Here is a 26,852-nt window from a genome sequence, read left to right on the forward strand (position 1 = left end):
CGAGCTGTACGTGGTCACCGTCGAGGACGCGGTCGTCGCCGACCTCGACCAGCTCCGCACCGCGCTGCTGGCCGGCCGGGTGCCGGGTCGGGGGGCGGGTCATCGCGGTACCCCTAGGGTCGTAGCGGTCTGGGGATGGGTTGCCCTGGATGCCCAGAGCGGTGAGGTATGGCTGATCGGGTACTGCCGACTGGATGGCTCTCGGAGGAAGGCCGCCCCACTGCGCTGGACGCCCAAGCCGCTGATTGAGACGTGTGCGACGTGATCGCTTTCTAGGGGTATGTCGGCAGGTGCGTCCGTGGGGAGTCCGGCCTTGAACAGGAGGAACAGCTGCGTGAGCAGGGTGCCGGTCGCCTGGGTGGGTATCGACGCAGGCAAACAGACGCACCATGCCGCGGCCGTCGACCGTGACGGTCGTCTGCTGTGGTCGGTGAATGTCCGCAACGATCAGGCCGCGATCGAGGCTCTGGTCGAGCGTGCTGAGGGCACTGCTGGTGAGGTGCGGTGGGCGGTGGATCTGACCTCGGCTGCTGCCGTGTTGTTGCTGGCGGTGCTGGTCGCCACCGAACGACAGGTGATCTACGTGCCTGGTCAAGTCGTCAACCGGATGAGCGGTGCGTTCGCCGGCGAGGCCAAGACCGACGCCCGTGATGCGCGGGTGATCGCTGAGACGGCCCGGCTGCGCCGGGACCTGACCCAGCTGCGCACGCCCAATGACCTCGTTGTGCAGCTGTCGCGGCTGGTCGGGCACCGCACCGACCTGATGGCCGACTGGGTACGCGGTGTCAACCGGCTGCGTGACCTGCTGACCGCGATCTTTCCCCGGTTGGAACAAGCCCTCGACTACTCCACCCGCGCTGCGCTGACCCTGGTCGCCGGGTACTGCACCCCGGCGGCGGTCCGCGAGGCCGGCACCGAGACCCTGGTCGCTTACATGATCAGCAAGGGCGTACGGCGCAACACCGCTACCGGCATGGTCGCCAAGGCAACCGAGGCGGCGGCGGCCCAGACCCTGGCCCTGCCCGGCGAGACGATCACCGCCGAGCTCGTGCGCCGCCAGGCCCGCAAGCTGCTTGACCTCGACCGTGAGATCAAGGACATCGACAAGGACATCACGGCCCGGTTCAGGCAGCACCCACAGGCAGCCGTCATCGAGAGCATGCCAGGCATGGGTCCGATCCTGGGCGCGGAGTTCATCACCGCCACTGGCGGTGACCTGGCCGCGTTCGGTAGTGCAGCCCGGCTGGCTACCTACGCCGGCCTGGCCCCCGTCCCGAACGACTCCGGCAAACGCAGCGGTGTGCTGCACCGGCCCCGCCGCTACCACCGCCGGCTGCGCCACGTCTTCTACATGGCAGCGTTTTCCAGCCTGAAACGCGAAGGACCATCCCGGACGTTCTACCAGCGCAAACGCGCCGAACGGCAACGTCACACCAAAGCCATGATCGCCCTCGCTCGGCGCCTGGTCGACGTGCTGTGGGCCATGCTGCGCGACAACAAACCCTGGACCGCGCCGACACCAGCCACCGCTACCGCTTGAAACGGTCATTGAGATCCTCCGGGCTGCGGCGCCGGCCGCGTGCCGGCGTCGGCGGGGTCGCGGGGCGGTACCGGGTCGGCGGCGGGCAGTTCCAGCCGGAACCGGGTGCCGCGGCCGGGTTCACTGTGTACGGACAGCCGGCCGCCGAGCAGCCGGGCGTTCTCCCGGGCGATGGCCAGCCCGAGTCCGCTGCCCCGGCCGGAGCGGGCCGGGTCGACCTTGTAGAACCGGTCGAAGAGCCGGGGCAGATGCTCGGCGGGGATGCCCGGCCCCTGGTCGGTGACCTCGAAGACGACCAGCGGCCCGTCCGGCCGGACGGCGGCCCGGATCTCGCCGCCGCCGTGCTCGACCGCGTTGGCGATCAGGTTGGCCAGCACCCGTTCCAGCCGTCGCGGGTCGGTGCGCAGCTCGGCCGGTTCGGCGTCGACGGTGACCCGGTCCCGCCAGCCGCGTGCGGCCACGATCGCGTCGAGCAGGGCGGGCGGGTCGACCGGGCGGACGGCGACCGGCTCCTGGCCGGCGTCGAGGCGGGAGATCTCCATCAGGTCCTCCACCAGCCGGCGTAGCCGGACCACGTCGGTGACCAGCAGTTCGGCCGCGCGCCGGGCGTCGCCCGGCAGCTGGTCCAGGTGGTCGCGCAGCAGCGAGGCTGCGGCCACCAGGGCGGTCACCGGGGTACGCAGTTCGTGCGCGACGTCGGCGGTGAACCGCCGCTCCCGGGCCTGGGCGCGGGACAGCGCCTCGATCTTCGACTCCAGCGCCTCGGCCATCTCGTTGAACGAGGCGGCCCAGGCGCTGAACTCGTCGCGGCCGCGTACCGGCAGCCGGGTGGCGAGCAGCCCCTCGGTGATGGCCCGGGCGGCGCGGCTGGCCCGGCCCACCGGTTCCAGGGTGCGGCGGGCCAGGCCGTGCCCCACCCCGGCGGCGAGCAGCACCACCAGCACCCAGCCGGCCAGCAGCGCGGTGCGGAGCTGGTCGAGGTCGGCGACGACCGCGTCCTCGACGGTGACCACGTACAGCTCGGCGGTGGAGCCGGGGATCCGGCCGCCGACCACCAGCAGCCGGGGTCGGGTGTCGGGCGCGGAACGTTCGTAGCCGAGCTGGCCGGCCGCGACGGTGGCCCGCAGCTGCGTCCCGAGCGTCGGCGCGTACGCCGGGTTGGACGGCTGCGCCTCGCCGGCCACCAGCACCACGTGCCGGCCGCTGCTCTCGAAGCTGGTCAGCAGGTCGGCGCGGCGCTGGTCGGTCAGCGGCAGGAACTGCCCGGCGAGCACCAGTTGGTAGCGGGCGTCGGCGGCGGCCTGGTGCAGCGACCCGTCCAGGCGGGCCTGCCGCAGCAGCAGGTAGGAGCCGCTCGCGAGCACGCCGGCGGAGACCCCGGCGACCAGTACGAACGCGATCATCAGGCGGCGCCGCAGGCGGCCCGGTGCGACGGCGTCGCTGGCCATCGCTGCCTCCTCCCTCACGCCGTGGAGAGTTTGTAGCCGGCGCCGCGCACGGTGCGGACCAGTCGGGGGTGGGCCGGGTCGTCCTCGACCTTGGCCCGCAGCCGCTGCACCGCCACGTCGACCAGCCGGCTGTCGCCGAGGTAGCTGTGGTTCCACACCCGTTCCAGCAGCAGCTCCCGGGTGAAGACCTGCCCCGGCCGGCGGGCCAGCTCCAGCAGCAGCCGGAACTCGGTGGCGGTCAGCGGCAGGTCCCGGCCGTCCTTGCGGGCGATGAAGCTGGCCGGGTCGATCTCCAGCCCGCCGACGGTGAACACCTCGGGCGCGGCCGGCGCGGTGGCCCGGCGCAGCACCGAGCGGACCCGGGCCACCAGCTCCGGCAGGTCGAACGGCTTGCGCAGGTAGTCGTCGGCGCCGGACTCCAGGCCGACCACCACGTCGATGGTGTCGGTGCGGGCGGTCAGCATCAGCACGGGCACCTGGCTGGTGCGCCGGATCTCCCGGCACACCTCGAAGCCGTCCAGGCCGGGGAGCATGACGTCGAGCACGATCAGGTCGACCGGCCGGGCCCGCCACGCCGCGAGTGCCTCCCGGCCGTCGACGGCGGTGCTGACCCGGAAACCGGCACGGCGCAGCCCCAGGGCGGTGACCTCCCGGATGGAGGCGTCGTCCTCGACCACCAGTACGTGGCCCTCCATCATCCGAGACTAGTCCCGCCGCGAGGCGCCGCCGACCTGCCACAACGGACGGTGTGGAGGGCCCGGGCGGCGCCGGGCCCTCCACCGTGCGGCTTGCTCACTGCTGCCACTGGTGGGCGACGTCGAGCACGATCCGGCTGTGCGTGCCGGGGCCGCTGAGCACGAACACCCGGAACGGCAGCCGGGCCCGCACGCCGACGGCGAACGTGGTGTAGCCCTCGAAGCTGCCCCCGAAGACCACGTCCCGCAGGGTCCGGTAGCGCAGCACGTTCGCCGCGTGCTCGCCGACCCGGTACGGCACGGTGGCCAGGTGCTCGTCGTCGTACGCCGGGGCCTGCAGGGAGACCCGCAGCAGCTCGTCCCCGGCGGTGTACGGCGACAGCGGCAGCCCCTCGCCCTCGGTCCAGGTCTCGCCGTAGGTGACCGTGTAGCCGGTCACCGCACCGGCGAACTCGAACACCACCCGGTCGTAGCAGTCGTGCCGGCCGGTGCGTACCTCGACCAGCGGGGCGGTGCTCAGCGTGCCGGCCGACTTCGCCCCGCTGCCCCAGGTGATCCCGCAGTACGGCGACCCGGTCGCCGCCGCGGTGGTGGTGGTCGCCGCGGTGCCGGTGCCCGCGCCGGCGACCAGCCCGCCGAGCACGACCACCAGCGCCGTGAGCGCGCTCCTGATCCTCATCGTCTTCCCCCTCCGGGTCGTTCCCGTTCGAGCCACCTCGGTCGGCCTCGTCGCCGGTGGCCTCGGCGTCCACCGTCGGTCCGGTCCGCCACAACGACTTCGCCGTGGCGTAACGCCGGGGTAACAGGTGCCGGGTCAGGCGTTCGGGTCGGACTCCGGCGGCCGGCGCAGCGTGCGCAGCGGCGAGCCGTAGACCGGCAGCCAGGTCAGGCCGTTGGCGACGGCGCCGACGACCAGCGAGGTGCGCACGTCGGCGTACTGGCCGAGCAGGCCGGCGACGACCGCGCCGACGGTCAGCGCCCCGGTGAGCAGGAACCGGAAGGTCGCGTTCATCCGCCCGAGCAGCCGGTCCGGGGTGCTGCCCTGGCGCAGGCTCACCCCGATGACGTTGCCCACCCCGGTCCGCCAGGCCAGGGCCAGCCACCCGACGCCGGCCAGCCAGAGCATCGCCCCGCCGTCGATCAGCGGGACCAGCCCGCCGAGCGGGGCGACGAGCAGGCCGGGCAGCCACAGCGCCCGGCCGTGGCCGATCCGCTCGGCCAGCGGTCGGGCGGTGAGCGCGCCGAGCAGTGCGCCGACCCCGCCCGCGCCGAGGAACAGGCCGAGGGCGGCGGCACCCAGGCCCAGCTCGCGGAGGAACACCACCGGGAGCATCGTGGTGGTCAGCTGCATGGTCAGGTTGATGCCCGCCGTCGAGACGGCGAGCGGGCGCAGCAGCGGGTTGCCGAACACGTGCCGGACGCCCGCGCCGAGCTGCCGGCCGAAGCCGCCGGCCGGCTGCCGGGAGGCTTCGCGGGGCGGGCCGGCCGGGATCCGTCGCAGGATCACCGCGGAGAGCGCGAAGGCGACCGCGTCCACCACGATCGCGACCGGGGCGGTGAGCGCCTGCACGGCCAGCCCGCCGAGCCCGCGTCCGGCGATCTGCAGGGTCGCGCTGGTGCCCATCAGCAGCGAGTTCGCCGCGACCAGGCGTTCCCGGCCGACCAGCTCGGGCAGGTAGCTCTGCGCGGCGACGTCGGCGAAGACCGTGCCGACGCCGGTCAGCAGGACCACCAGGTAGAGCTGCTCGATGCTCAGCCAGCCGGCCCACCAGGCCACCGGCACGGAACCCACCAGCGCGGCCCGGGCCAGGTCCGCGCTGACCAGCACGGTGCGCCGGGGCAACCGGTCGACCCAGACGCCGGCCGGCAGGCCGATCAGCAGGAACGCGGCGGTGCTCAGCGCGCCGAGCAGCCCCACCTGGCCGGGGGTGGCCGCCAGCAGCGCGACGGCGAGCACGGGTACGGCCAACTGGCCGACGTGGAAGCCGAGGTCGTGGACGAGCGCGGCGGCGTAGAGCAGCCGGAACGAGCGGGGCCAGCGGCCGGTCCGGTGCCGGCCGGCGGACGGTGCGGGAGGAGCGGTGAGCATGCCCATCACCGTGCCGACGACCCGCGCCGTGGGCGATAGATTTGGTCCTCGCCAAATCCACGGGGCCGCTGGCCGGCTCCGCCCTGCCGACGGAGGCGCCGATGATGCTGGTCGGGTTGGCCGCGCGCGACCTGGCGACCACCCGGTTCGCGGTGTCGCCGCTGTGGGAGGCGGTCGCCAGCGTCCGGGTCATCCGGCAACCGCACCGGTTCCCGGAGCACCTGCCCTGGGCCGAGCGGGCCCGGCCGCGACTGGCCGGGGTGGACTGGCGGCTCCTCGCCGACCTGGTGCCGGTGCTGACCGGGGTGGTGCCGAGCTTCCTCTGCCCGCCCCCGTCGACCTCCCAGCCGACGCTCGACGTGGAGCTGGCCACCCTCGCCGCCACCCCGGCCGAAGCCGTCCGGGCCGAGCTGGGCGCCGCGCCGCGGTCGGGGCGGCTGGTGGAGCTGTCCGACGACCCGCCCGCCGGGCTGGCCCGGCTGGCCGAGGCGGTGCGGGCGTACGCCGACGCGGCGATCGGGCCGTACTGGCCGCGGATGCGCACGCTGCTGGAGCGGGAGGTGCTGCTCGGCGCGCAGCGGATGGCAGGCGACGGGGTGGCCGGCCTGCTCAACCACCTCGACCCGTACGTCCGCCTGGAGGGCGACACGCTGCACGTCGACCACCTGGTGGTCTCCGGCGCGGTGCGGCTCGACGGGCGGGGGCTGCTGCTGGTGCCGTCGGTCTTCTGCGGTCCACGGGTCTGGTCCAACTTCGGCTCGCCGGGCCAGCCGGTGCTGCGCTACCCGGCCCGCGCGGTCGCCACGCTCTGGGAGCGGGACGCGGGTCCGCACGGTCGCGGGCTGGCCCGGGTGCTCGGCCGGACCCGGGCCGCGCTGCTGCACGAGTTGGCGGTGCCGACCTCGACCACGGAACTGGCCGACCGGTGCGGGTTGACCCCGGGTACGGTGTCGGCACACCTCGGTGCGCTGCGCGCGGCGGGTCTGGTGGGCGCCCACCGCGCCGGCCGTTTCGTGCTCTACGCCCGGACGACCGCGGCCGAGGCGCTGGTTGCCGCCGCACCGTGACCTCGGACGGGAGAACGACCATGACCGGGCGTACGCCGCAGGTCTCCTGCGTGTTCGTCTGCCACGACGGCGCGGGCCGGCTGCTGCTGGCCCGGCGCGCGGCCGGGGCGCGCGACGAACCGGGCACCTGGGACACCGGCGCGGGCGCGCTGGAGTTCGGCGAGACGTTCGAGGCGGCGGTCGGCCGGGAGGTCGCCGAGGAGTATTCGACGACACCGTTGGCGGTCACCCTGCTCGGGGTGCGCAACGTGCTGCGGGCCGACCCGCCGTCGCACTGGGTGGCGGTGGTCTTCGCGGTCCGGGTCGACCCGGCGACGGTGGCGATCGGCGAGCCGCACAAGTTCGACCGGCTGGGCTGGTTCACCCGCGACGCGCTGCCCACGCCGCTGCACTCGCAGCTGCCGGCGACCCTGGCCATGCTGCCCGATCCGTTGCCCTGACCGGGCCGGCGGGGCCGCCCTGGGTGGGGGTCGCGCGCCGCTCGGTATGACGGTTCCGTTATGGCGGACATCGACGGCGGTCCATCTAACATTCACGTACATCGATGTTCGGCGGTGCTGCCGCCGTGAACACAGGGAGTGCGTGATGTTCCGACGACAACTGCTGCGCGCCGCGGGCGCCGTGCTGACGGCCGTGCTGGCCGCGGCCGGGGTCCAGGTGGCCAGCGGCACGACCGCGTCCGCCGCGGCCCGCACCGTCTACTACGACGCGAGCCGGGCCGGTGAGTTCCGCACCAACTTCGACCAGGCCGCGCAGATCTGGAACAGCCGGGTCAGCAACGTCCAGCTGGTGCCCCGTACGCCGGGCAACGTCACCATCTACGTCGACAGCGGCTGGCCCCGGGCGCAGGTCACCGGCCTGGGTTCGGGCCGGATCTGGATGGGCTGGACGGCGGTCAACCAGGGCTACGACCGCACCCGCATCGCCAGCCACGAGCTGGGCCACATCCTCGGCCTGCCGGACCGGCGTACCGGCCTCTGCTCCGACCTGATGTCCGGCAGCAGCGCCCCGGTCTCCTGCCGCAACGCCTACCCCAGCTCGGCCGAGGCCAGCCGGGTCAACCAGCTCTTCGCCGGCGGTCTGGCCGCGTCGACGGCCACCGTCGCCGGGACGTACACCTGGACCGACGGCGCGGACGCCGACGGTGACGTGGCGCCGCTGGTGGTCGGCGGCCGGCCGGCCACCGAGAACTACCCGTGGATGGTCTACGTCTCCGGCTGCACCGGCACCCTGATCAAGGCCAACTGGGCGGTCACCGCCCGGCACTGCTCGACACCCTCCTCGGTGCGGGTGGGCAGCGTCAACCGCACCAGCGGCGGGACGGTGGTCCGGGTGGCCCGGGCGGTCAACCACCCGACGATCGACGTCAAGCTGCTGCAACTGGCCAGCTCGGTCAGCTACGCGCCGGCGCCCATCCCGACCACCTCGGGTGCGGTCGGCACGGCCACCCGGATCATCGGCTGGGGCCAGACCTGCCCGACCCGCGGCTGCGGCGGCGCCCCGACGGTGGCGAACGAGCTGGACACCTCGATCGTGTCGGACAGCCGCTGCATCGGCATCAACGGCCCGTACGAGATCTGCACGAACAACACCAACGGCAACTCCGGCGCCTGCTACGGCGACTCCGGCGGTCCGCAGGTGCGCCGGATCAACGGGGTGTGGAACCTGATCGGCGCCACCAGCCGGTCCGGCAACAACAACTCGGTCTGCGCCACCGGCCCCTCGATCTAGGGCGACCTGCCGTCCATCCGGTCGTGGATCAACACCCAGGTCGGCGGCCTGCCGTCCTGATCGCTCCGCCCGCCACGGGGGACGCCGCCGGCGGCGTCCCCCGTGACCGTGCGCGCCGGCCGGCGGCTGTGGGCCGTCACCCGACGGACACGCGGAGTGCGGTACGGTGCTCACATATCGACCCCTTCCGAGGTGAACCATGCCTGCCGTCGCCGCGCTCGCCCTGACCCTCGCCCTGGCCCCCGCGCCGACGCCCGCGCCGTCGTCGTCGAGTTCCGGCGGGTTGGTCGGTGGGCTGCTCGGCGGCGTCGGTGACGTCGTCGACGGCCTGCTGGGCGGCGGTGACGGTGGCACCACGCCGCCGCCGAGCGGCTCGCCCGCCCCGAGCGGCTCCGCCCCCGCCGTGCCGACGCCCGCGCCGGCCGTCCCGTCGTCGTCGGCCGCCGCGCCGGCCCCCGGGGCGCCCGGCGTGCCGGTGCCCGGGCGGGCCGGCCAGGGGCCGGGTGGCCGGGAGGGCGTGCTACCCGGGCCGGACGGGCGCAGCGCCACGGTCGACGATCCGGCACCGCTGGCGGGCCCCGCCGTGCCGGCCGACGACGACCGGCTCCAGTGGATGGTGCTCGGCATGGCGATCGGTGCCCTGGCGGTGCCGGTGGTGTTGCTGCTGCGTCGCGGCCGACCCCGGGTCGCGCCAGCCGCAGCCGCCGTGCCCGCCGCGCCGGCCGCTGGACCGGAGCCCGAGCCCGGGCCGGTCGAGGACAACGTGACCCGGCTGCCCACCAATTTGAACGCCATCTACGAGTTGGGCCGGCTCGACGAGCGGCTCGCCCAGGAGCGCAACCGGGGCTCCTGAGCCCCGTGCCACCGGGCGGCATCCGCCAGCCCCGAATCCCAGGTTGCGGGGTGGCGGTCGGCGCCGCGTCGACACCCCCACCGCGCCGACCTGCCGGTCGGTGCTGTCGTGGCACCCGGTTGGAAACGTTTTCGTAACGAGCCCTTGACCTTGGCGCGCAGCACGGCGCAGACTCCCGGAAACGTTTACAGCAAACAGGTGGAGGTGCCGGGCGTGGGTCGTAAACGTTTACAGGAGTCGACCGACGGCCGGCCCACCGTCCACACGGTCGCCGCCCGCGCCGGCGTCTCCATCGCCTCCGCCTCGCGCGTGCTCAACGGCGTCGGCGGCAGCCCGGAGACCATCCGCAAGGTGCGGGCCGCGGCCGCCGAGGTCGGCTACGTGCCCAACGCCATCGCCCGCTCCCTGCAGTCCCAGCGCACCGGCCTGCTCGCGCTCGCCGTCGAGGACATCGGCAACCCGGTGTACGTGGCGATGATGCGGGCCATCGAGGCGGTGGTCGCCGCGTCCGGGCGGCAACTGCTGGTGCACGCCACCGGCGGGCGGATCGACAACGAGACAGCGCTGCTGCGGCGGCTGGCCAACCGCTACGTCGACGGCATGATCCTCTCGCCGATCCGGGTCACCGACGACCATCTCGCCGCCCTGGTGGACAGCCCGGTGCCGGTGGTGGTGATCGGCCAGCTCGGCGCCGACGCGCCGGTGGACAACGTGCGTACCGACTCGCGGCGGGGCGTCGCGCTGGCGGTGGAGCACCTGGTCGCCACCGGCCGCCGCCGGATCGGGTTCGTCAACGGCCCGCTGGACACCGTCCCCGGCGCCGCCCGCGACGCCGGTTTCCGGGCCGCCCTGGCCGAGCACGACATCGACCTCGACGAGCGCCTGGTCGAGGTCGGCGACTTCCAGTACGCGGCCGGCCGCGCCGCCGCCGAGCGGCTGCTCGCCCGGGCCCACCCGGACGCGCTGATCTGCGCCAACGACCTGATCGCGGTCGGCGCGCTGCACGCGCTGCTGGCCGCCGGGCGCCGGGTGCCCGAGGACGTGGCAGTGGTCGGCATGGACGACACCGAGCTGGCCCAGATGATGTTCCCGCAGCTGTCCAGCGTCTCGCTCGGCTCGGCCGAACGCGGTCGCCGGGCCGCCGAGCTGCTGCTCTCCCGGATCGCCGACCCGGCGCTGCCGCCCCGACGCGAGCAGGTGCCGCCCAGCCTCGCGGTCCGCGCCTCCAGCCGGGCCGCCGTGCCGGGCCCTCGGGCCGCCGCTGCGGCGGTGCCGGCGGGCAGTGAGCCAGCCAGTCCCGCGGTAGCGAACGAGGAGGTGAACCGGTGACCACGTTGGCCGAGCGGCCGGACGTCGACCGGGCCGGAAAGCCCGGTCGGGGCGGCCGGTCCCGCTCCGACCGCACCATGATCTACCTGCTGCTGCTCCCGTCGCTGCTGCCGATCCTGGTGCTGTCGGTCTTCCCCCTGCTGCGCGGCATGTACCTGGGCTTCACCGACGCCCGGGCCGGGCGCAACGTCGAGGTCAGCTTCACCGGGCTGGCGAACTACCGCGAACTGCTCGGCGACGAGCTGTTCTGGAACTCGTTCAAGATCGGTCTGCTCTGGGCGTTCGGGGTGACCGTGCTGCAGTTCCTGCTCGCCCTCGGCCTGGCGCTGCTGCTGAACCAGCAGTTGCGCTTCCGGGGCGTGGCCCGGGTGCTGGCCGTGGTGCCGTGGGCGATGCCCCCGGTCGTGGTCGGCATCCTGTGGAAGCTGGTCTACCACCCGGACGCCGGCCTGCTGAACGAGTTCTTCCACCGGGTCGGCGCGGACGGCCTGCGCACCAACTGGCTCGGCGACTTCAGCACCGCGCTGCCCGCCGTGATCCTGGTCGGCGTCTGGGCGGGCATGCCGCAGACCACCGTGGTGCTGCTGGCCGGCCTGCAGGGAGTGGCCCGCGAACTGCACGAGGCGGCCGCGGTGGACGGGGCCAGCGCCTGGCACCGGTTCCGGCACGTCACACTGCCCGCGCTGACCCCGGTGATCGTGGCGATCACCTCGCTGGACTTCATCTGGAACTTCAACTCGTTCGGGCTGGTCTACGTGCTCACCGCGGGCGGGCCGGGCGGCAAGACGATGCTGCCGATGCTCTTCGCGTACGAGGAGGCGTTCCGCTACGGCAACTACGGCTACGCCGCCGCGCTCGGCAACGTGATGGTCGTGATCATCGTGGCGCTGCTCGCCGTCTACCTGCGTCGCCGGCTGAGGGAGGCGAACTGACGTGATCGGAAAGTCGAGCCGTACCGGGCGGACGCTGCAGTACCTGGCGCTCGCCGGTTACCTGATCTTCCTCGGGTTCCCGCTGGTCTGGCTGGTCTCGACGGCGTTCAAGCCGCCCCGGGAACTGGTGCAGCTGCACCCGACGCTGATCCCGAACAACCCGACGGTGCAGAACTTCGTGCAGGCCTTCACCGAGCAGGAGCTGGGCCGGGCGGCGCTGAACAGCCTCCAGGTCTCGCTCGCCTCGTCGGTGCTCACCGTGCTGGTCGCGCTGCCCGCCTCGTACGCCCTGGCCCGGTTCCGCTCGAAGCTCGGCACCGTGGCCCTGGGCTGGGTGCTGCTCTCCCAGCTCTTCCCGTTCGTCCTGCTGATCATCCCGATCTTCCTGGTGCTGCGGCAGGTCGGGCTGGCCAACACGCACGCCGGCCTGGTGCTGATCTACGTGGTGTGGGCGCTGCCGTTCGCGCTCTGGATGCTGCAGGGCTTCGTCCGCAACATCCCCCGCGAACTGGAGGAGGCGGCCTCCGTCGACGGCGCCAGCCGGGTGCAGGTGCTGCGCCGGGTGGTCTTGCCGCTGCTCGCCCCCGGCGTGGTGGCCACCGCGCTGTTCTCGTTCATCTCCGCCTGGAACGAGTTCTTCTTCGCCCTGGTGCTGGTCAAGACGCCCGAGCTGGCCACCCTGCCGGTGGCGCTGGCCCGGTTCGTCGGCATCGAGGGCACCGCCCGCCTGGGCCCGCTGGCGGCCGGTTCGCTGCTGGCCACCCTGCCCAGCCTGATCTTCTTCGCGTTCATGCAACGCCGGCTCTCGTCCGGGTCGCTCGCCGGCGCGGTCAAGGGCTGACCCACCCCCATCCACCACCGAGGAGGTATTCCCCCATGCTCCGTAGCAGATTCCGTCGACTGGCCGCGGCCGCCGCGGTCGCGGTCGTCGGCGTCGGCGCGCTCACCGCGTGCGGCGACGGCGGCGACGACGAGACCACATCCGGCCCGGTCAAGCTGCGCTTCCTCAGCCTGGCCTGGCAGAAGGAGTCGCTGCAGGCCAACAAGGACCTGGTCGCCAAGTGGAACGCCGAGCACCCGGACATCCAGGTCGAGTACGTCCAGGGTGACTGGAACTCGATCCACGACCAGCTGGTCACCTCGTTCGAGGGCGGCGACGCGCCGGACATCGTGCACTACGAGGCGTCGGCGATCGGTGAGTTCAGCAAGCAGGGCTACCTGACCGACCTGTCCGGGCTGATCTCCGACGACCTGAAGGGCCAGATCGACCAGGGCGTCTGGGACACCGTCACCTACGACGGCAAGGTCACCGGCGTGCCGTTCCTGCTGGAGTCGCAGGTCGTCATCGCCAACAAGAAGCTGCTCGACGCCGCCGGCGTCGCGGTACCGCCGGCCGACGGTGGCTGGACCTGGGACGAGTTCCAGGCCAACGCGCAGAAGCTCACCAAGCCCGGCCAGTACGGCGTGGCGTGGGCGCTGAAGTCGCCGACCAACCGGGTGCTGAACCTGGCGCTCAACTTCGACGGGAAGTTCTTCTACACCGACGGCGGCAAGACCGAGGTCAAGGTCGGCGACGCGGAGAAGGAGGTCCCGAAGCGGATCCACGACATGATCTACACGACGAAGTCGGCCTCCCCGGAGGCGCTCGGGATGAGCGGCGCGGACACCCTGCCCGGCTTCTTCGGCGGCAAGTACGCCATGCTGCCCGGCTCGGTGTCGCTGCGTCAGCAGATGGTCGAGCAGGCGCCGGCCGGCTTCGAGTGGGTGACCCTGCCGCCGGTCAAGGGGCTGTCCAGCAAGCAGGCCGCGAACCCGCAGACGCTGTCCATCGCCGAGGACTCCAAGGCCAAGAAGCAGGCCGCGCAGTTCCTGGAGTACTTCCTCAACCCGACCAACATGGCCGCGCTGGCCAAGGGTGACTGGCTGGTGCCCACCGGCAAGCAGGCCAACGAGGAGCTGGTCAAGCTGACCGGCGGCAAGCAGGGCTGGGACGTCGCCGCGGACAGCGCGGCCGACCTGACCGTCGCGCCGTTCCAGATGGCCGACGGGTACCCGGAGTGGAAGACCAAGTACGCCACCCCGGCCCTGCAGCAGTACTTCGCCAACAAGATCACCCTGGACCAGCTCGGCACGCAGCTGGTCGACGGGGGCAAGCAGGTTCTGAGGTAACGATGGCACTCTTGCTCGACAAGTCGGTCGGATGTCTGGTCGGCGCCGCCGTGGGCGATGCCCTCGGCGGGGCCACCGAGACGGCACTACCGGAGCAGATCCGGGCCCGCTTCGGCGGCTGGGTGGAGGGCATCGTGCCCCCGTACCACGCCGACTGGGCCACCGCGCGGCCACTGGCGCCGTACCACAAGGGCGACGGGCACATCACCGACGACACGTTGATGACCCACGCGCTGGTGCGGGCGTACGCGGCCAAGCGGGACCACCTCGACGCGTACGACGTGGTGGAGCTGCTCGTCCCCGACCTGATCGAGCGGGTGGTGTACATCCCGGACCTGGAGCGCGAGGGGGTGACCTTCCACCGGCTCGCGGCCGCCGAGCGGTGGCTGGTCACCCGCCTGCACCACGCGCACGCCGATCCGCGCGAGGCGGGCGTCGGCAACATCGTCAACTGCGGCGCGGCCATGTACATGGCCCCGGTCGGGATCGTCAACGCGGGCGACCCGGCCGGGGCGTACGCCGAGGCGGTGGAGATCGCCGGGGCGCACCAGCACAGCTACGGGCGGGAGGCCGCGGCGGTCTTCGCCGCCGCGGTCGCCGCCGCCGCGGCCCCCGGCGCGGGCGTCGAGGACGTGGTCACCGCGGCCCTGGACCTGGCCCGCGACGGCACCCGGTCGGCGATCGACGCGGTCGTCAAGGAGGCCCGGGGCCACCACGACTGGAAGGCCGCGATCCCCGCGCTGCGGGCCGCGGTGGCGCCCTACGACACGGTGGGGGAGGAGTACCGCAGCCCGGGGCTCGGCGCCCGCCGGCCCAGCCGGCTGCACGCCATCGAGGAACTTCCGGTGGCCATCGGCATGCTGGTGGTGGCCGGCGGCGAGTTCCGCCCGGCGGTGCTCGGCGCGGTGAACTACGGCCGGGACGCCGACTCCACCGCCACCATGGCCGGCGCGATCGCCGGTGCGCTCGGCGGCGCGGCGGCGGTGCCGGCCGAGTGGTCCGACGCGGTCGGCACCGCCTCCCGGACCGACCTGGTGGAGCCGGCCCGCGTCCTCGCGGCGGTGGCCACCCAGGTCTTCGAGCGCGACCGTGCCCGGTTCACCCAGCGGGCCGAACGCTTCGCCGGGCTGACCGGCGAGTCAGCGCAGGGTGGGGAGCCGACCCGGTGAGGATCACCTGGGTGCAGCCGGAGGACCTGCTGCCGCACGAACTGGCGGCCAGCCGGGACGAGGGCCGCGACGTCGGCCCGCTCGCCGAGCGGTGGGCGGCGGCCGGCGGGGACCTCACCCCGCCGGTCAGCGGGGCCTCGCCGGCCCCGGCGTCACCGGCGCTGCGGGCGCTCGCCGTCGAGCTGCTGGACGCCGCCGACGCGCTGCCCGCCCCGGCCGCCGCCGACGAGCCGGACGACCTGGCGGCCCTGCGGGCGACCTGGCCGGCGACCTGGTCGCTGCCGACCACGGTGGCGTACGACCGGCTGCACGGCGCCTGGCTGGGCCGGGCGGCGGGCTGCCTGCTCGGCAAGCCGGTGGAGAAGATCCCCCGCCACGGGATCCGGGAGATCCTCGTCGCCACCGGCCGGTGGCCGCTGCGCGACTGGTTCACCGCGCGCGGGCTGCCCGCCGAGGTGGCCGCCCGCTGGCCGTGGAACCGGCGCAGCGCGCCGACCAGCCTGGCCGAGAACATCGCCGGCATGCCCGAGGACGACGACCTGAACTTCGCGCTGCTCGCGCTGCGCGTGCTGGAGACCCACGGGCGGGACTTCACCAGCGCCGACGTGGCGCAGGCGTGGCTGGACTGGCTGCCCGGCGGGCGGGTCTTCACCGCCGAGCGGGTCGCCTACCGCAACCTGCTGCTCGGGCTGGCGCCGCCGGCGACCGCGCGGCGGCACAACCCGTTCCGGGAGTGGATCGGCGCGCAGATCCGCACCGACGTGTACGGCTGGGTCAACCCCGGCCGCCCCGACCGGGCCGCCGAGCTGGCCTGGCGCGACGCCACGGTCAGCCACGTCCGCGCCGGCGCGTACGGGGCGGTCTGGGTGGCGGCGATGGCGGCCGCCGCGACGGTCGCCACCGGCGTGGACGAGGTGCTCGACGCCGGCGAGGCGGTGCTGCCGCCGGGCAGCCGGTTCGCCGCGACCGTGCGCGAGGCGCGGACGCTGGGCGCGTCCACCGACGACTGGGAGACGGTGCTGGACGAGCTGTACGCCCGGCACGGCCACCTGCACTGGGTGCACGTCCGTAACAACGCCGCGCTGGTCGCGGCGGCGCTGGCGTACGGGCGGGGGGATCTGGAGCGGTCCATCTGCGCGGTGGTCAGCGGGGGTTGGGACACCGACTCGACCGGCGCCACGGTCGGCGCGGTCACCGGTGCGCTCGCCGGGGCGTCCGGGCTGCCGGAGCGCTGGGTGGCCCCGCTGCGCAACCGGCTGGCCAGCAGCATCGCCGGTTTCGACGGGATCGGCTTCGACGAGCTGGCCACCCGGACCGCCGCGCTCGCCGGACCGCCCCCGGCCGCGCCCGCCGATCCGGGTTCGGCCGCTGGCCCGGCTTCGGGCGTCGTCCCGGGTTCGGGCGTCGGCTCGGCTACGGGCGCGGCGGGAGGTGTGCGATGACCGCCGAGGTGGTCGTGGTGGGCAGCACCAACCTCGACCTGGTGGTGACCGCGCCGCAGCTGCCCCGCCCCGGCGAGACGGTGCTCGGCGAGAACTTCCGCACCGTGCCCGGCGGCAAGGGCGCCAACCAGGCGGTCGCCGCCGCCCGGGCCGGCGCGGCCTGCGGCTTCGTCGGTGCGGTCGGCGACGACGAGTTCGGCGCGCAGCTGCGGGCGAGCCTGGTCGCGGCGGGCGTGGACGTGCGTGGCCTGCGCACCGTCCCCGGCCCGTCCGGGGTCGCGCTGATCGCGGTCGACCGCGACGCGGAGAACTTCATAGTGGTCGCCCCCGGCGCCAACGGCGAACTCACCGACCTGGACGACGACGACCGGGCCGCCATCGCCACCGCCGACGTGCTGCTGCTCCAGTTGGAGGTGCCGCTGCCGACCGTGATCGCGGCCGCCGGGCTGGCCCGCGCCGAGGGCACCACCGTGGTGCTCAACGCCGCGCCGGCCGCGCCGCTGCCGGCGGAGCTGCTCGACCTGGTCGACGTGCTGGTGGTCAACGAACACGAGGCGGCGGTCGTCGCCGGGGTCTTCGCCGACGAGCCGCCGGCGCTGCTGGACGCCCTGCTGGAGCTGGTGCCGCGGGTGGTGCTGACCCTCGGCGCGCGGGGCGCCGCGTACGCCGACCGGGGCGGGGTGCGGCTGGAGATTCCGGCGCCGCGCATCGACGCGGTGGACACCACCGCCGCCGGTGACGCGTTCACCGGGGCGCTGGCCGTCGGCTGGGCCGAACGCGGTGGCGCGGTCGACGCCGACGCGGTCACCGCGATCCTGCGCTGGGCGTGCGCCGCCGGTGCCGCCTGCGCCCAGCGCCCCGGCGCGTCGACCGCGCTGCCCGAGCGGGCCGCCATCGAGGCTCTGTACACCGCGACATACCGGGGGATCCCGTGAGTTTCAACCCGTACGTGCCGCGCCCGATCGACCGGCCCACCGAGGTGCCGCTCGCCGGGGACGCCGACCTGACCACGCTGGACGAGGCGAAGATCTTCGCCGCCCCGGACGACCCGGCGGACTGGCCGACCTGGCGTGACCAGCTCACCCGCTGGCGCGCCGACGCGCGGGCGCGGCTCGGCTACACCGGCGCGCACTACGACGAGATCCCGCTCGACTGCTTCAGCGTGTGCCTGGCCTGGCTCTGGGACGAGACGCTCTACGACCACGAGCGCGGCGTGTTCACCGTCGAGGACTTCCTCGACGCGGCCGACCGGGACTTCGGCGGCTTCGACGGCGTGGTGCTCTGGCACGCGTACCCGGTCATCGGGCTGGACGAGCGCAACCAGTTCGACTGGTACCGCGACGTGCCCGAGCTGCCCGAGGTGGTGCGCGCCTTCCAGGCCCGCGGGGTGCGGGTGTTCGTCGACTACAACCCCTGGGACACCGGCACCCGGCGGGAGGGCGGCACCGACGCGCAGGAGGTCGCGGCGCTGGCCGGCAAGCTCGGCGTCGACGGGATCTTCCTGGACACCCTCAAGGAGGGCGCCGACGAGCTGCGCCGCGAGCTGGACGCCGTCCGGCCCGGGATGGTGCTGGAAGGGGAGAGCCGGGTGCCGCTGGCCCGGATCGCCGACCACGCGATGTCCTGGGCGCAGTGGTTCGCCGACTCGCCGGTGCCCGGGGTGCTGCGGGCCAAGTGGTTCGAGCGGCGGCACGTGCTGCACCACACCCGCCGCTGGCACCGCGACCACCTCGACGAGCTGCACTCCGCCTGGCTCAACGGCGTCGGGGTGCTGGTGTGGGAGAGCGTCTTCGGGGTCTGGGTCGGCTGGAACGACCGCGACCGGGCGGTGCTGCGGGCGATGCGCCGGGTGCAGGCCAGCCACGCCGCGTGGTTGCGCGCCGAGGACTGGGTCCCGCTCGCCGACCACCCGGGCACCGGCCAGGTGTACGCGTCCCGCTGGACGCACCAGGGCGTACCGCTGTGGACGGTGGCCAACCGCGGCGGCGACCACGACGGGCCGTGGCTGGTCACCGAGCCGCGTCCCGGCCGGCGCTTCGTCGACCTGGTCACCGGCGCCGACCTGACCGCCACCCCGACCCCGGACGGTCGGGTGGCGGTGGGTGGCCCGCTGCCGGGCGGCGCGATCGCCGCGGTGGTCGCCACCGACGCGCCCGTGCCGGCCCACCCCGCCCCGGCCGGCGACCCGTCCTTCCCGGCCCGGGCCGCGGTGCGGACCCGCACGCCGTGGGCGCCGCGCGCCGAGCTGCCCGAGGGCATGGTCGCCGTTGACGGTGGCCGGCGGGAGCTGCTGGTGCGCTACCGGGTGCGGGAGACCGGGCTGTACGGGGAAACCCCGTACGTGGACGAGTGGAAGCCGCTGCCGCCGCGGCTGCACCACACCGGCACGCTGCGCCGCAACGTCCAGCTCGGCCGGTTCGCCATCGCCACCGACGAGGTCACCCACGGCCAGTACGCCGAGTTCCTGCGCGCCACCGGCTACCGGCCGGCGCGCCCCGAGCGGTTCACCGCCGGGCAGGGGCCGGCCGACGCCCCGGTCACCGGGGTCGACCTGGCCGACGCCCGGGCGTACGCGGCCTGGGCCGGGCTGCGGCTGCCCACCGAGGACGAGTGGCAGGTGGCCGCCAAGGCGGGACTGCTGCGCCGCCGGGAGCCGCTGGTGTGGAACCTGACCGAGAGCGAGCACTCCGACGGGCGGACCCGGTTCGTCATCGTCAAGGGCGGCGCCGCGTACCGCGCGGAGGGCTCGGACTGGTACTTCGACGGCGGCCCGCAGCCGCCGGACGTGTCGGTGAAGCTGCTGCTGACCGGCGCCGGGCTGACCCGCTCCGAGCAGGTCGGCTTCCGCTGCGCCGCGGACCTCTCGACCGGACAGGAGTGACCTGATGAGCAGACGCTGGCGGATCGGCGGCGGCGTGGCCGCCGTGCTCCTCGCGCTCGGGCTGGCCGGCGCGGCGCCGGCCGCCGCGGAGCGGCTCCGCGCGGGCACGCTGACCACCGCCACGGCGCCGTCACCGGCGCTGGGCGGCGACATCGACTACACCGTCTACCTCCCGCACGGCTACGACGCCGCCGGCGACATCCGCTACCCGGTGCTGTACCTGCTGCACGGCCGGGGCGACACCATGGCGGCGTGGACCCGGGTGAAGGCCGACCTGGACCGGCTGATCGCCGACGGGGAGGTGCCGCCGGTGATCGCCGTGCTGCCCGACGCGCCGTGGAGCAGCCGGGGCAACTGGTACGTCGACTCCGCGTACACCGGCGCGGACGACCCGGGCCGGCCGGTGGAGACCGCCCTCACCCGGAACCTGGTGACGCACGTCGACGCCACCTACCGCACCGCCGCGCACCGGGGCGCCCGGCTGGTCGGCGGCTACTCGATGGGCGGCGCGGGCGCGCTGCGCTACGCGCTGGCCCACCCCGACCTGTTCGCCAACGCGCTGGTGCTCAGCCCGGCGGTGTACCGGCCGCTGCCGCCGGCCGACTCGTCGGCCCGCGAGTTCGGCGCCTTCGGCTCCGGCGAGCAGCGCTTCTCCGACGAGGTCTACCAGCGGCTGAACTACCCGGCGCTGCTGCCCGGGCTGGACCCGGAGTCCCCGGTGCGGATGTACGTCGCGGTCGGCGACGACGAGTGGGCCAACCCGGACCCGGCGGACGCCGTGCACGACCTGGACTACGAGGCGGCCACCCTCTACAACACGGTGCGCCGCGCCGACGGGGTGGCCGCCGAGTTCCGGGTGCTCGACGGAGGGCACGACTGGGACGTCTGGCGGCCGGCCTTCGTGGCCGGGCTGAAGCACCTCGCCGGCACGCTGAGCGTCACCCCGCCGGCCGGGCTGCCCGGCCCGGCGTACGGCAGCCCGGGCACCGACTGGGCCGGCGGCGTCGCCGCCCACCCGGACGGCGCCACCACCCTCGGGTACGCGGCCTCCGGCCCGGTCGCCGGCCAGCCGTACGCGGGCGGGCTGGACGCCGTGGTGAGCCGCCTCGACGGCACCGGCACCCGGTGGACGACCCAGTTCGGCACCCCGGCCAACGACCGGCTCTACGGGGTGGTGCCGCTCGCCGACGGCGGCGTGGTCGCGGCCGGCTACACCCGCGGCGACCTCGACGGCCGGCACCCCGGCAGCCCCGCCGACGACGGGTTCGTGACCCGGCTGACCGCCACCGGGCAGCGGGCCTGGCTGACCCAGACCGGCGACCCGGCCAAGGCGGACCGGTTCTACGCCGTCGCCGCCGCCCCGGACGGCGGCGCCTACGTCGCCGGCTACACCAGCGGCTCGTTCGACGGGTCGGCTTCGGCCGGCGACAAGGACGCGGTGCTGGCCCGGATCGCCCCGGACGGATCGGTCGCCTGGAGCCGCCAGGTCGGCGGCGCCGGCGAGGACAAGGCGTACGCGGTGGCGGCCGACGCCGACGGCGTGTACGTGGCCGGCAGCACCACGGCCGGCCTGCCCGGCACCACCGCGCTCGGCGGCACCGACGGCTGGCTGGCCCGGTTCGATCACACCGGCACCCGCAGCTGGGCGACGTCGGTCGGTGGGGCGGGCGACGACCTGCTCGGCGGGGTCGCGGTCAGCTCGACCGGCACGGTGGTGGCCACCGGCTCGGTCGGCGGCGAGGCCACCGCCGGCGGCACCGACGTGCTGACCGTGGCGTACACGGCGGCCGGCCGGCAGCGGTGGCGGACGGTGACCGGCGGACCCGGCGCCGACGGTGGCGCCGACGTGGTGGCGCTGCCCGACGGGGCGGTGGCCGTGGTCGGCTTCACCGGCAGCGGCCTCGGCGTGCCGGTCGGCGGCGCGGACGTGCTGACCCTGCGGCTGGACTCGCGCGGCCGGCAGCTCGGCGCCGCCCAGTACGGCACGGCCCGCGACGACGCCGCCGACGCCTTCGGCGAGGAGAACGTCTACGCCACCCTCGGCGCCGACGGCCGGCTGCTGGTCAGCGGCCTCACCGCCGGGGCGGTGCCGGGCGGGGCGCTCGGCAACGGGGACGTCTTCCTGGCCACCGTCGACCCGACGAAGGGAACGCCGTGACCAGCGCCGCCGGACCGGACCGGAGCGGACCGCTCGCCGGGGTGAAGGTGGTCGACCTGGCCACCCTCTTCGCCGGGCCGCTCGCCGCGGCGTTCCTCGGCGACTTCGGCGCCGACGTGGTCAAGGTGGAGCACCCGGCCAAGCCCGACCCGTCGCGCGGGCACGGCCCGGCCAAGGACGGCGTCGGGCTCTGGTGGAAGGTGCTCGGGCGCAACAAGCGCACGGTCACCCTGAACCTCGCCGACCCGCGCGGCGCCGAACTGCTGCGCCGGCTGCTCGCCGACGCCGACGTGCTGGTGGAGAACTTCCGCCCCGGCACCCTGGAGCGGTGGGGCCTCGGCCCGGCCGAGCTGCACGCGGTCAACCCCCGGCTGGTGATCGCCCGGATCAGCGGTTTCGGCCAGGTCGGCCCGTACGCCCGGCGACCCGGCTTCGGCACCCTGGCCGAGGCGATGAGCGGCTTCGCCGCCGCCACCGGCGAACCGGACGGGCCGCCGACCCTGCCGCCGTTCGGACTGGCCGACTCGGTGACCGCGCTGGCCGCCGCCTACGCGGTGATGCTGGCGCTGCGCGGCCGGGACCTCACCGGCGCCGGGCAGGTGGTCGACCTGGCCATCATCGAGCCGATCATGGCGATGCTCGGCCCGCAGATCACCTGGTACGACCAGCTCGGCTACGTCCAGCCGCGGCTGGGCAACCGGTCCAACAACAACGCCCCGCGCAACACGTACCGCTGCGCCGACGGGCGCTGGGTGGCCGTCTCCACCAGCGCGCAGAGCATCGCCGAGCGGGTGCTGCGCCTGGTCGGCCGCCCCGAGCTGGTGGACGAGCCGTGGTTCGCCACCGGCAGCGGCCGGGCCGCGCACGCCGACGAACTGGACGCGGCCGTGGGCGCCTGGGTCGCGAAGCGGGACCGGGACGAGGTGGTGGCCGCATTCGAGGCGGCGCAGGCGGCGGTGGCCCCGGTCTACGACGTTCGGGACATCCTCGCCGACCCGCAGTACGCGGCGCTGGGCACCGTCCGCACGGTGCCCGACGAGGAGTTGGGCGAGGTGCGGATGCAGAACGTGCCGTTCCGGCTCTCCGGCACGCCGGGGGAGATCCGGCACGCCGGGCGGCGGCACGGCCAGGACACCGACGCGGTGCTGCGGGCCCTCGGCCTGGGTGACGCCGAGCTGGCCGAGCTGCGCGCGCAGGGGGTGATCTAATGCTGCTCACCTGGCTCTATGTGCCCGGCGACCGGCCGGACCGGTTCGCCAAGGCGGTCGCCTCGGGCGCCGACGCGGTCATCCTCGACCTGGAGGACGCGGTGGTCGCCGGCCGCAAGGCGTACGCCCGGCACGCGGTGGCAGAGTTCCTCGCCGGGGAGCACCCGGTGCCGGTGCAGGTCCGGGTCAACGAGCTGACCGGCCCGGACGTCGACGCCGACCTGGCCGCCGTCGCGGAGCGGCCGGGGCTGGCCGGACTGCGGCTGCCCAAGGTGGAGTCGGCCGCCACGGTGACCGCGCTCGCGGCCCGGGTGGCCGTGCCGCTGCACCCGCTGGTCGAGTCGGCCGCCGGCGTGGAGTCCGCGTACGCCATCGCCACGGCCCATCCCGCGGTGGCCTCGATCGGGCTCGGCGAGGCCGACCTCCGCTCCGACCTGGGCGTCACCGACGAGGACGGGCTGACCTGGCCGCGCGGCCGGATCGTGGTGGCGGCCCGCGCGGCCGGCCTGCCGCCGCCGGCGATGTCGGTGTACCCGAACGTGGCCGACGCCGACGGTCTGGCCGCCTCCTGCGCCCGGGGCCGGCGGCTCGGCTTCCTCGGTCGAGCGGCCATCCACCCGCGCCAGCTCCCGGTGATCGCCGAGGCGTTCCGGCCGGCGGAGCGGGAGGTGGCCCGGGCCGAGGAACTACTCGCCGCGGTGGCCGAGGCGCAGACCCGGGATTCCGGAACCGTGGTGCTGCCGGACGGCCGGTTCGCCGACCGGGCGATGGTGGCGGCGGCCCGCCGTACCGTCGACCTGGCCGCCCGTTTCGCCGCCTGAGCACGGCCAGCCGGCTGGCGCCGGCGGCGGTGCTCGGCCCGCCGGTTCGACCATCAGGGCGGGTTGCGCCCGGCGTGCCCGGCGCCTGCCGGGCCGGGTTGTCGTCAGCGCTGTCGCTACCGTGCCGGGCCGGGGCTGGCCGGGTGGTCGAGCCGGTCGAGGTGAGCGAGCTCGGAGCGGCTCTGCCGGGCGATCGCGGCGGCGAGGGCGGTGGTCGCCGGGTGGCTGCCCGCGCGGTGCTCGGCGGCGGCGAGCCGGGCCAGCTGCGTCAGGTACGCGCGCAGGTGGCGGGCGAGCAGCCGGTGCAACGGCACACCGGTGGCGGCCCGGAGCGTCGCGAGTTCGTCGGCGGTGACCATGCCGGGCATGTCGTGGCCCTCGTGCGGGTTGGTCGTCGGCGCGCCCGAGTCGGCCAGCAGTTGGCGGGACCGGGCCAGGTCGGCGCGGTGGGCGGTGCCGAGCCGCGCGGCCAGCAGTCACCAGGCCGGGTCGCCGGTCCCGGCCGGCACCACGTCGAGCACCGGGAGCATCCGGTCGGTCATCGCCACGTGCAGCTGGAGCCAGGCGACGTCGGTCGGGTTGAACGCACCCGCCGCGCCGCCCGGCGTGCTGCCCGCCTGGCGCGGTGCCGCCCGGTGTGGTGCCGGCTGACGCGACGGCGCCGGAGGACGTTGCGGCGCCGCCGCCGGGCGCGGCCGGGCGCGGTGCCGCCGCGGAGGGTCCGGCGTCGCCGGCGCAGCCCGCGACGAGCAGCGCCACAGCGACGAGGAGGGACGGTACGGCCGGGCGCATCCAGCCTCCTCCCCGCAGGGCGGGGAGCGGACCCGGGGTGCCGTCGGGCCCGCTCCCCACGGGGCTGGACGGTGGGTCAGAGTGGTCGGCCGTCCGCCCCGCACTTGATCACCGGGCGGATGCAGTCCCGGACCCGGCGGGCCATCTCCTCGACCGGCCACGCGTTGAAGAAGTCGCCGTGCATGGTGTAGCCCGGTCCGGAGGCGAGCCGGAGCCGCGCCGGATCACCGTTGACCGGGTACCGCAGCACCTGCCGCAGCTTCGGCACCGGCACCGGGTGGGTCGCCGGGCAGGCCTGGTTCACCGGGTACGCCAGGTGGCTCTTGTGGTCGGGGGAGTCCAGGTCGCGGCCGTTCCAGCACTGTGGGAAGTCCAGGTACGACTCCAGCATCGTGCCGGCCGGGCAGGTGACGAAGTTCTTCGAGGGCGGCACGTGCCCGGCGTGCAGGCAGGACCAGCGGGCGATGCTGTCGTTCGGTCCGGTCGCCCGGGCGTTGCCGGCGACGATCCGCAACCGTTACCTTTTAGTGCGCTCTGGTGAGCACACGGTTGGTAGCCCCGCCTTGCGGTGGGACGGTCCCGGTCTGACCGGCGAGTGCCGTGCCGGGTTCACGCTTCACAGCCACCTGCCCGCGTACGCGGGTCTTCTGGTCGGCTCCACGTGCTGCCACCGGGCCACTCCCGGCGGTGTCGAACTCAGCCGTCAGGGCGGCCAGGTTCAGGGCGGCGTTGCGGTCCCGGTCGATGACCAGACCGCACGCCTGGCAGTGATACTCGCGCTCAGAAAGGGCCAGCTTGGCTTTCGCCGCGCCGCAGCCTGAGCAGGTCTTCGAGGACGGATACCAGCGGTCGGCTACCAGCAGCCGACCGCCGTTCCATTCGGTCTTGTAGGCAAGCTGGCGGCGGATCTCCGCGAACCCGGCGTCGGCGATATGGCGGGCCAGCCGCCGGTTGGCGAGCATGCCGGCCACGTTGAGGTCTTCCACCACGACCGTGCCGTACTCGCGGGCGAGTCGGGTGGTGAGTTTGTGCAGGCCGTCGCGGCGCAGGTTCGCCACCCGGGCGTGCGCGCGGCCGAGCCAGCTCGCGGCACGCTGCCACCGGTTCGACGCTCGGCGTCCGGTCCGCCGGTCCGGACCGATCTTTCGCGACAGCGTTCGGCTCAACGCCCGGAGCTGGGCCTGTGCGACGAGCAGGTGACGCGGGTTGTCGACCAGCTCGCCGGTGGACAGCACTGCGAGGTGCTTGATCCCGACGTCCACGCCGACCACGGCGTCCGGCCGGGCCGGGGTCCGCTCGGCGCGTTCGACCTCGACGCAGAACGCCACGTGCCACCTGCCGCCGTCGCGTCGCACGGTCGCGGACATGATCCGGGCGGTGCCGTTGTCCAGACGGCGCGCGAGCTTGCGGGCCGACTCATGCAGCTTCAACCGGCCCAACCGGGGCAGCACCACATGCATCCGACCGGGCTCGACCCGGATCACGCCGGTGGTGAACCGCACGGACGGAGTGCTGCGGCGGCGGGACTTGAACCGCGGGAACCCGACCGGCCGCCCGGCGCGCTTGCCGTTGCGGGAATCGACCCAGTTCCTCAACGCGCGGGCCAACGCGTCCAAGCCGGTGTTGAACGCCTCCTTCGAGCACTCCCGCCACCACGGCGCGACCTGTTCCTTGCTGGCGTTCCACGCCTTCCGCAGGGCGGGCAGCGTCCACGACACGGTGGGGGTGAGCTGGTCATCCGAGAGGCCGTAGGTGCGCTCGGCGGCCCGCTGATCCATGACCGCCTTGACTCGCGCCAGCGCCCAGTTGTGCGCGACCCGCGCGGCCCCGGCGTGCGCGTATACGTCGCGTTCCTGGCCCGCAGTGAGATCGAGGGCGAACCGGTACGCCTGGACCGTCTTCACGCCGACCCGTCCTTGGTGGCCGCCTCGACGGCACGGCGCGCGCAGTCCACCGCGGCACGCCGCCCATACAGGCGGGCGCACAGCGACATCAGGATCTCGGTGACGTCACCGACCAGGTCATCGTCCACCTCGGCCGGATCGACCACCAGCAACCGTCGACCCTGCACAACCAGGGCCGCCTCGACATACTCGGCACCGAAACAAGCGAACCGGTCCCGGTGCTCGACCACGATGGTTGACACGGCCTGGTCGCGCAGCAGGGCAAGAAACTTCAGGCGATGCCCATCGAGTGCCGAGCCGACCTCGGTCACCACCCGGTCCACGGCAAGCTTCTGGCCCGTGGCCCACACCGCCACCCGGGCGACCTGCCGGTCCAAGTCCGGCTCCTGATTCGCCGACGACACCCTCGCGTACACCACAGTGTGTCCCGAACCGGCAGCGGCACCAATGACAGGCTCCCCAACGATGATCAGGCGACCAAGCCGATTCGCAGGAACGGGCAGCGTCCCCGACTCGTAGCGCCGCCTCGCAGTCGCGTACGAAATCCCGTGGCCGCCGCCCACCCCTTCAAGTTCACCACGCCACTACAGCCCACCTATGAGCGCTAGTGACGACCAACGGACC

24 protein-coding genes are annotated in these 26,852 nt (G+C 74.4%); 16 read left to right on the top strand and 8 right to left on the bottom strand.

Annotated elements, in window-relative coordinates:
- Positions 1-334: 334 nt before the first annotated feature.
- Positions 335-1,540, top strand: coding sequence for an IS110 family transposase (locus DLJ47_RS14275; RefSeq protein ID WP_109900514.1), 1,206 nt, complete (start codon positions 335-337; stop codon positions 1,538-1,540).
- A gap of 5 nt (positions 1,541-1,545) precedes the next feature.
- Here DLJ47_RS14275 and DLJ47_RS14280 read toward each other — a convergent pair whose 3' ends face one another.
- The 4 genes from DLJ47_RS14280 to DLJ47_RS14295 all read right to left on the bottom strand — a co-directional run bounded on the left by DLJ47_RS14280 (position 1,546) and on the right by DLJ47_RS14295 (position 5,772).
- On the bottom strand, positions 1,546-2,988 hold the full coding sequence (locus DLJ47_RS14280; RefSeq protein WP_109900515.1) for a sensor histidine kinase: 1,443 nt from the start codon (positions 2,986-2,988) through the stop codon (positions 1,546-1,548).
- 14 nt (positions 2,989-3,002) lie between these two features.
- Positions 3,003-3,683: a response regulator transcription factor gene (locus DLJ47_RS14285; protein ID WP_109900555.1), complete on the bottom strand. Its 681-nt coding sequence runs from the start codon at positions 3,681-3,683 to the stop codon at positions 3,003-3,005.
- Between the two features lie 97 nt (positions 3,684-3,780).
- Entirely contained in the window at positions 3,781-4,362 is a 582-nt protein-coding gene (locus DLJ47_RS14290; RefSeq protein WP_109900516.1) for an AMIN-like domain-containing (lipo)protein, read from the bottom strand.
- Between the two features lie 135 nt (positions 4,363-4,497).
- Positions 4,498-5,772 carry an MFS transporter gene (locus tag DLJ47_RS14295; protein WP_109900556.1) on the bottom strand — a complete coding sequence of 425 codons (1,275 nt, stop codon included), beginning with the start codon at positions 5,770-5,772 and terminating at the stop codon, positions 4,498-4,500.
- 101 nt (positions 5,773-5,873) lie between these two features.
- On the opposite strand from DLJ47_RS14295, the gene DLJ47_RS14300 reads away from it, so the two are divergent.
- The 15 genes from DLJ47_RS14300 (at position 5,874) to DLJ47_RS14370 (ending at position 23,532) form a co-directional block, all read left to right on the top strand.
- Positions 5,874-6,839 (top strand): ArsR/SmtB family transcription factor, encoded by a 966-nt coding sequence (locus DLJ47_RS14300; RefSeq protein WP_109900557.1) that lies wholly within the window; start codon positions 5,874-5,876, stop codon positions 6,837-6,839.
- A gap of 20 nt (positions 6,840-6,859) precedes the next feature.
- The gene (locus tag DLJ47_RS14305) at positions 6,860-7,279 is read left to right on the top strand and encodes an NUDIX domain-containing protein (protein WP_109900517.1); all 420 of its coding nucleotides are present in this window, start codon (positions 6,860-6,862) and stop codon (positions 7,277-7,279) included.
- A 145-nt stretch (positions 7,280-7,424) separates the two neighbouring features.
- Positions 7,425-8,570: a snapalysin family zinc-dependent metalloprotease gene (locus tag DLJ47_RS14310; protein WP_109900518.1), complete on the top strand. Its 1,146-nt coding sequence runs from the start codon at positions 7,425-7,427 to the stop codon at positions 8,568-8,570.
- Between the two features lie 199 nt (positions 8,571-8,769).
- Entirely contained in the window at positions 8,770-9,423 is a 654-nt protein-coding gene (locus tag DLJ47_RS14315) for a hypothetical protein (protein ID WP_109900519.1), read from the top strand.
- Between the two features lie 213 nt (positions 9,424-9,636).
- Positions 9,637-10,752: a LacI family DNA-binding transcriptional regulator gene (locus DLJ47_RS14320; protein WP_109900558.1), complete on the top strand. Its 1,116-nt coding sequence runs from the start codon at positions 9,637-9,639 to the stop codon at positions 10,750-10,752.
- The gene (locus tag DLJ47_RS14325) at positions 10,749-11,684 is read left to right on the top strand and encodes a carbohydrate ABC transporter permease (RefSeq protein WP_233257830.1); all 936 of its coding nucleotides are present in this window, start codon (positions 10,749-10,751) and stop codon (positions 11,682-11,684) included. The genes DLJ47_RS14320 and DLJ47_RS14325 overlap by 4 nt, the downstream gene beginning before the upstream one ends.
- 1 nt (position 11,685) lies before the next feature.
- Positions 11,686-12,525 (top strand): carbohydrate ABC transporter permease, encoded by an 840-nt coding sequence (locus DLJ47_RS14330; RefSeq protein WP_199235848.1) that lies wholly within the window; start codon positions 11,686-11,688, stop codon positions 12,523-12,525.
- 35 nt (positions 12,526-12,560) lie between these two features.
- Positions 12,561-13,853 carry an ABC transporter substrate-binding protein gene (locus DLJ47_RS14335; protein WP_109900520.1) on the top strand — a complete coding sequence of 431 codons (1,293 nt, stop codon included), beginning with the start codon at positions 12,561-12,563 and terminating at the stop codon, positions 13,851-13,853.
- A 2-nt stretch (positions 13,854-13,855) separates the two neighbouring features.
- On the top strand, positions 13,856-15,022 hold the full coding sequence (locus DLJ47_RS14340; RefSeq protein WP_109900521.1) for an ADP-ribosylglycohydrolase family protein: 1,167 nt from the start codon (positions 13,856-13,858) through the stop codon (positions 15,020-15,022).
- Positions 15,019-16,464, top strand: coding sequence for an ADP-ribosylglycohydrolase family protein (locus tag DLJ47_RS14345; RefSeq protein ID WP_109900522.1), 1,446 nt, complete (start codon positions 15,019-15,021; stop codon positions 16,462-16,464). The genes DLJ47_RS14340 and DLJ47_RS14345 overlap by 4 nt, the downstream gene beginning before the upstream one ends.
- Positions 16,461-17,399: a ribokinase gene (locus DLJ47_RS14350; RefSeq protein ID WP_109900523.1), complete on the top strand. Its 939-nt coding sequence runs from the start codon at positions 16,461-16,463 to the stop codon at positions 17,397-17,399. Before DLJ47_RS14345 ends, DLJ47_RS14350 begins: the two co-directional genes overlap by 4 nt.
- Entirely contained in the window at positions 17,396-19,345 is a 1,950-nt protein-coding gene (locus DLJ47_RS36870; RefSeq protein ID WP_109900524.1) for an SUMF1/EgtB/PvdO family nonheme iron enzyme, read from the top strand. The genes DLJ47_RS14350 and DLJ47_RS36870 overlap by 4 nt, the downstream gene beginning before the upstream one ends.
- Before the next feature lie 4 nt (positions 19,346-19,349).
- Positions 19,350-21,503, top strand: coding sequence for an alpha/beta hydrolase-fold protein (locus tag DLJ47_RS14360; RefSeq protein WP_109900525.1), 2,154 nt, complete (start codon positions 19,350-19,352; stop codon positions 21,501-21,503).
- Positions 21,500-22,711, top strand: coding sequence for a CaiB/BaiF CoA transferase family protein (locus DLJ47_RS14365; protein ID WP_109900526.1), 1,212 nt, complete (start codon positions 21,500-21,502; stop codon positions 22,709-22,711). The genes DLJ47_RS14360 and DLJ47_RS14365 overlap by 4 nt, the downstream gene beginning before the upstream one ends.
- Positions 22,711-23,532: an HpcH/HpaI aldolase/citrate lyase family protein gene (locus DLJ47_RS14370; RefSeq protein WP_109900527.1), complete on the top strand. Its 822-nt coding sequence runs from the start codon at positions 22,711-22,713 to the stop codon at positions 23,530-23,532. The genes DLJ47_RS14365 and DLJ47_RS14370 overlap by 1 nt, the downstream gene beginning before the upstream one ends.
- 116 nt (positions 23,533-23,648) lie before the next feature.
- Here the strand turns inward: DLJ47_RS14370 and DLJ47_RS14375 are convergent, their stop codons facing one another.
- From DLJ47_RS14375 to DLJ47_RS14390, 4 genes are all read right to left on the bottom strand, one after another.
- Positions 23,649-24,008: a DUF305 domain-containing protein gene (locus DLJ47_RS14375; RefSeq protein WP_109900528.1), complete on the bottom strand. Its 360-nt coding sequence runs from the start codon at positions 24,006-24,008 to the stop codon at positions 23,649-23,651.
- Between the two features lie 392 nt (positions 24,009-24,400).
- Entirely contained in the window at positions 24,401-24,838 is a 438-nt protein-coding gene (locus DLJ47_RS14380; protein ID WP_233257831.1) for a DUF1996 domain-containing protein, read from the bottom strand.
- A 10-nt stretch (positions 24,839-24,848) separates the two neighbouring features.
- On the bottom strand, positions 24,849-26,228 hold the full coding sequence (tnpB, locus tag DLJ47_RS14385) for an IS607 family element RNA-guided endonuclease TnpB (protein ID WP_109900529.1): 1,380 nt from the start codon (positions 26,226-26,228) through the stop codon (positions 24,849-24,851).
- On the bottom strand, positions 26,225-26,791 hold the full coding sequence (locus DLJ47_RS14390) for an IS607 family transposase (RefSeq protein WP_396836055.1): 567 nt from the start codon (positions 26,789-26,791) through the stop codon (positions 26,225-26,227). The genes tnpB and DLJ47_RS14390 overlap by 4 nt, the downstream gene beginning before the upstream one ends.
- Positions 26,792-26,852: the final 61 nt, after the last annotated feature.

It is taken from the genome of Micromonospora sp. S4605 (assembly GCF_003176715.1).
GTDB lineage: Bacteria > Actinomycetota > Actinomycetes > Mycobacteriales > Micromonosporaceae > Micromonospora > Micromonospora echinaurantiaca.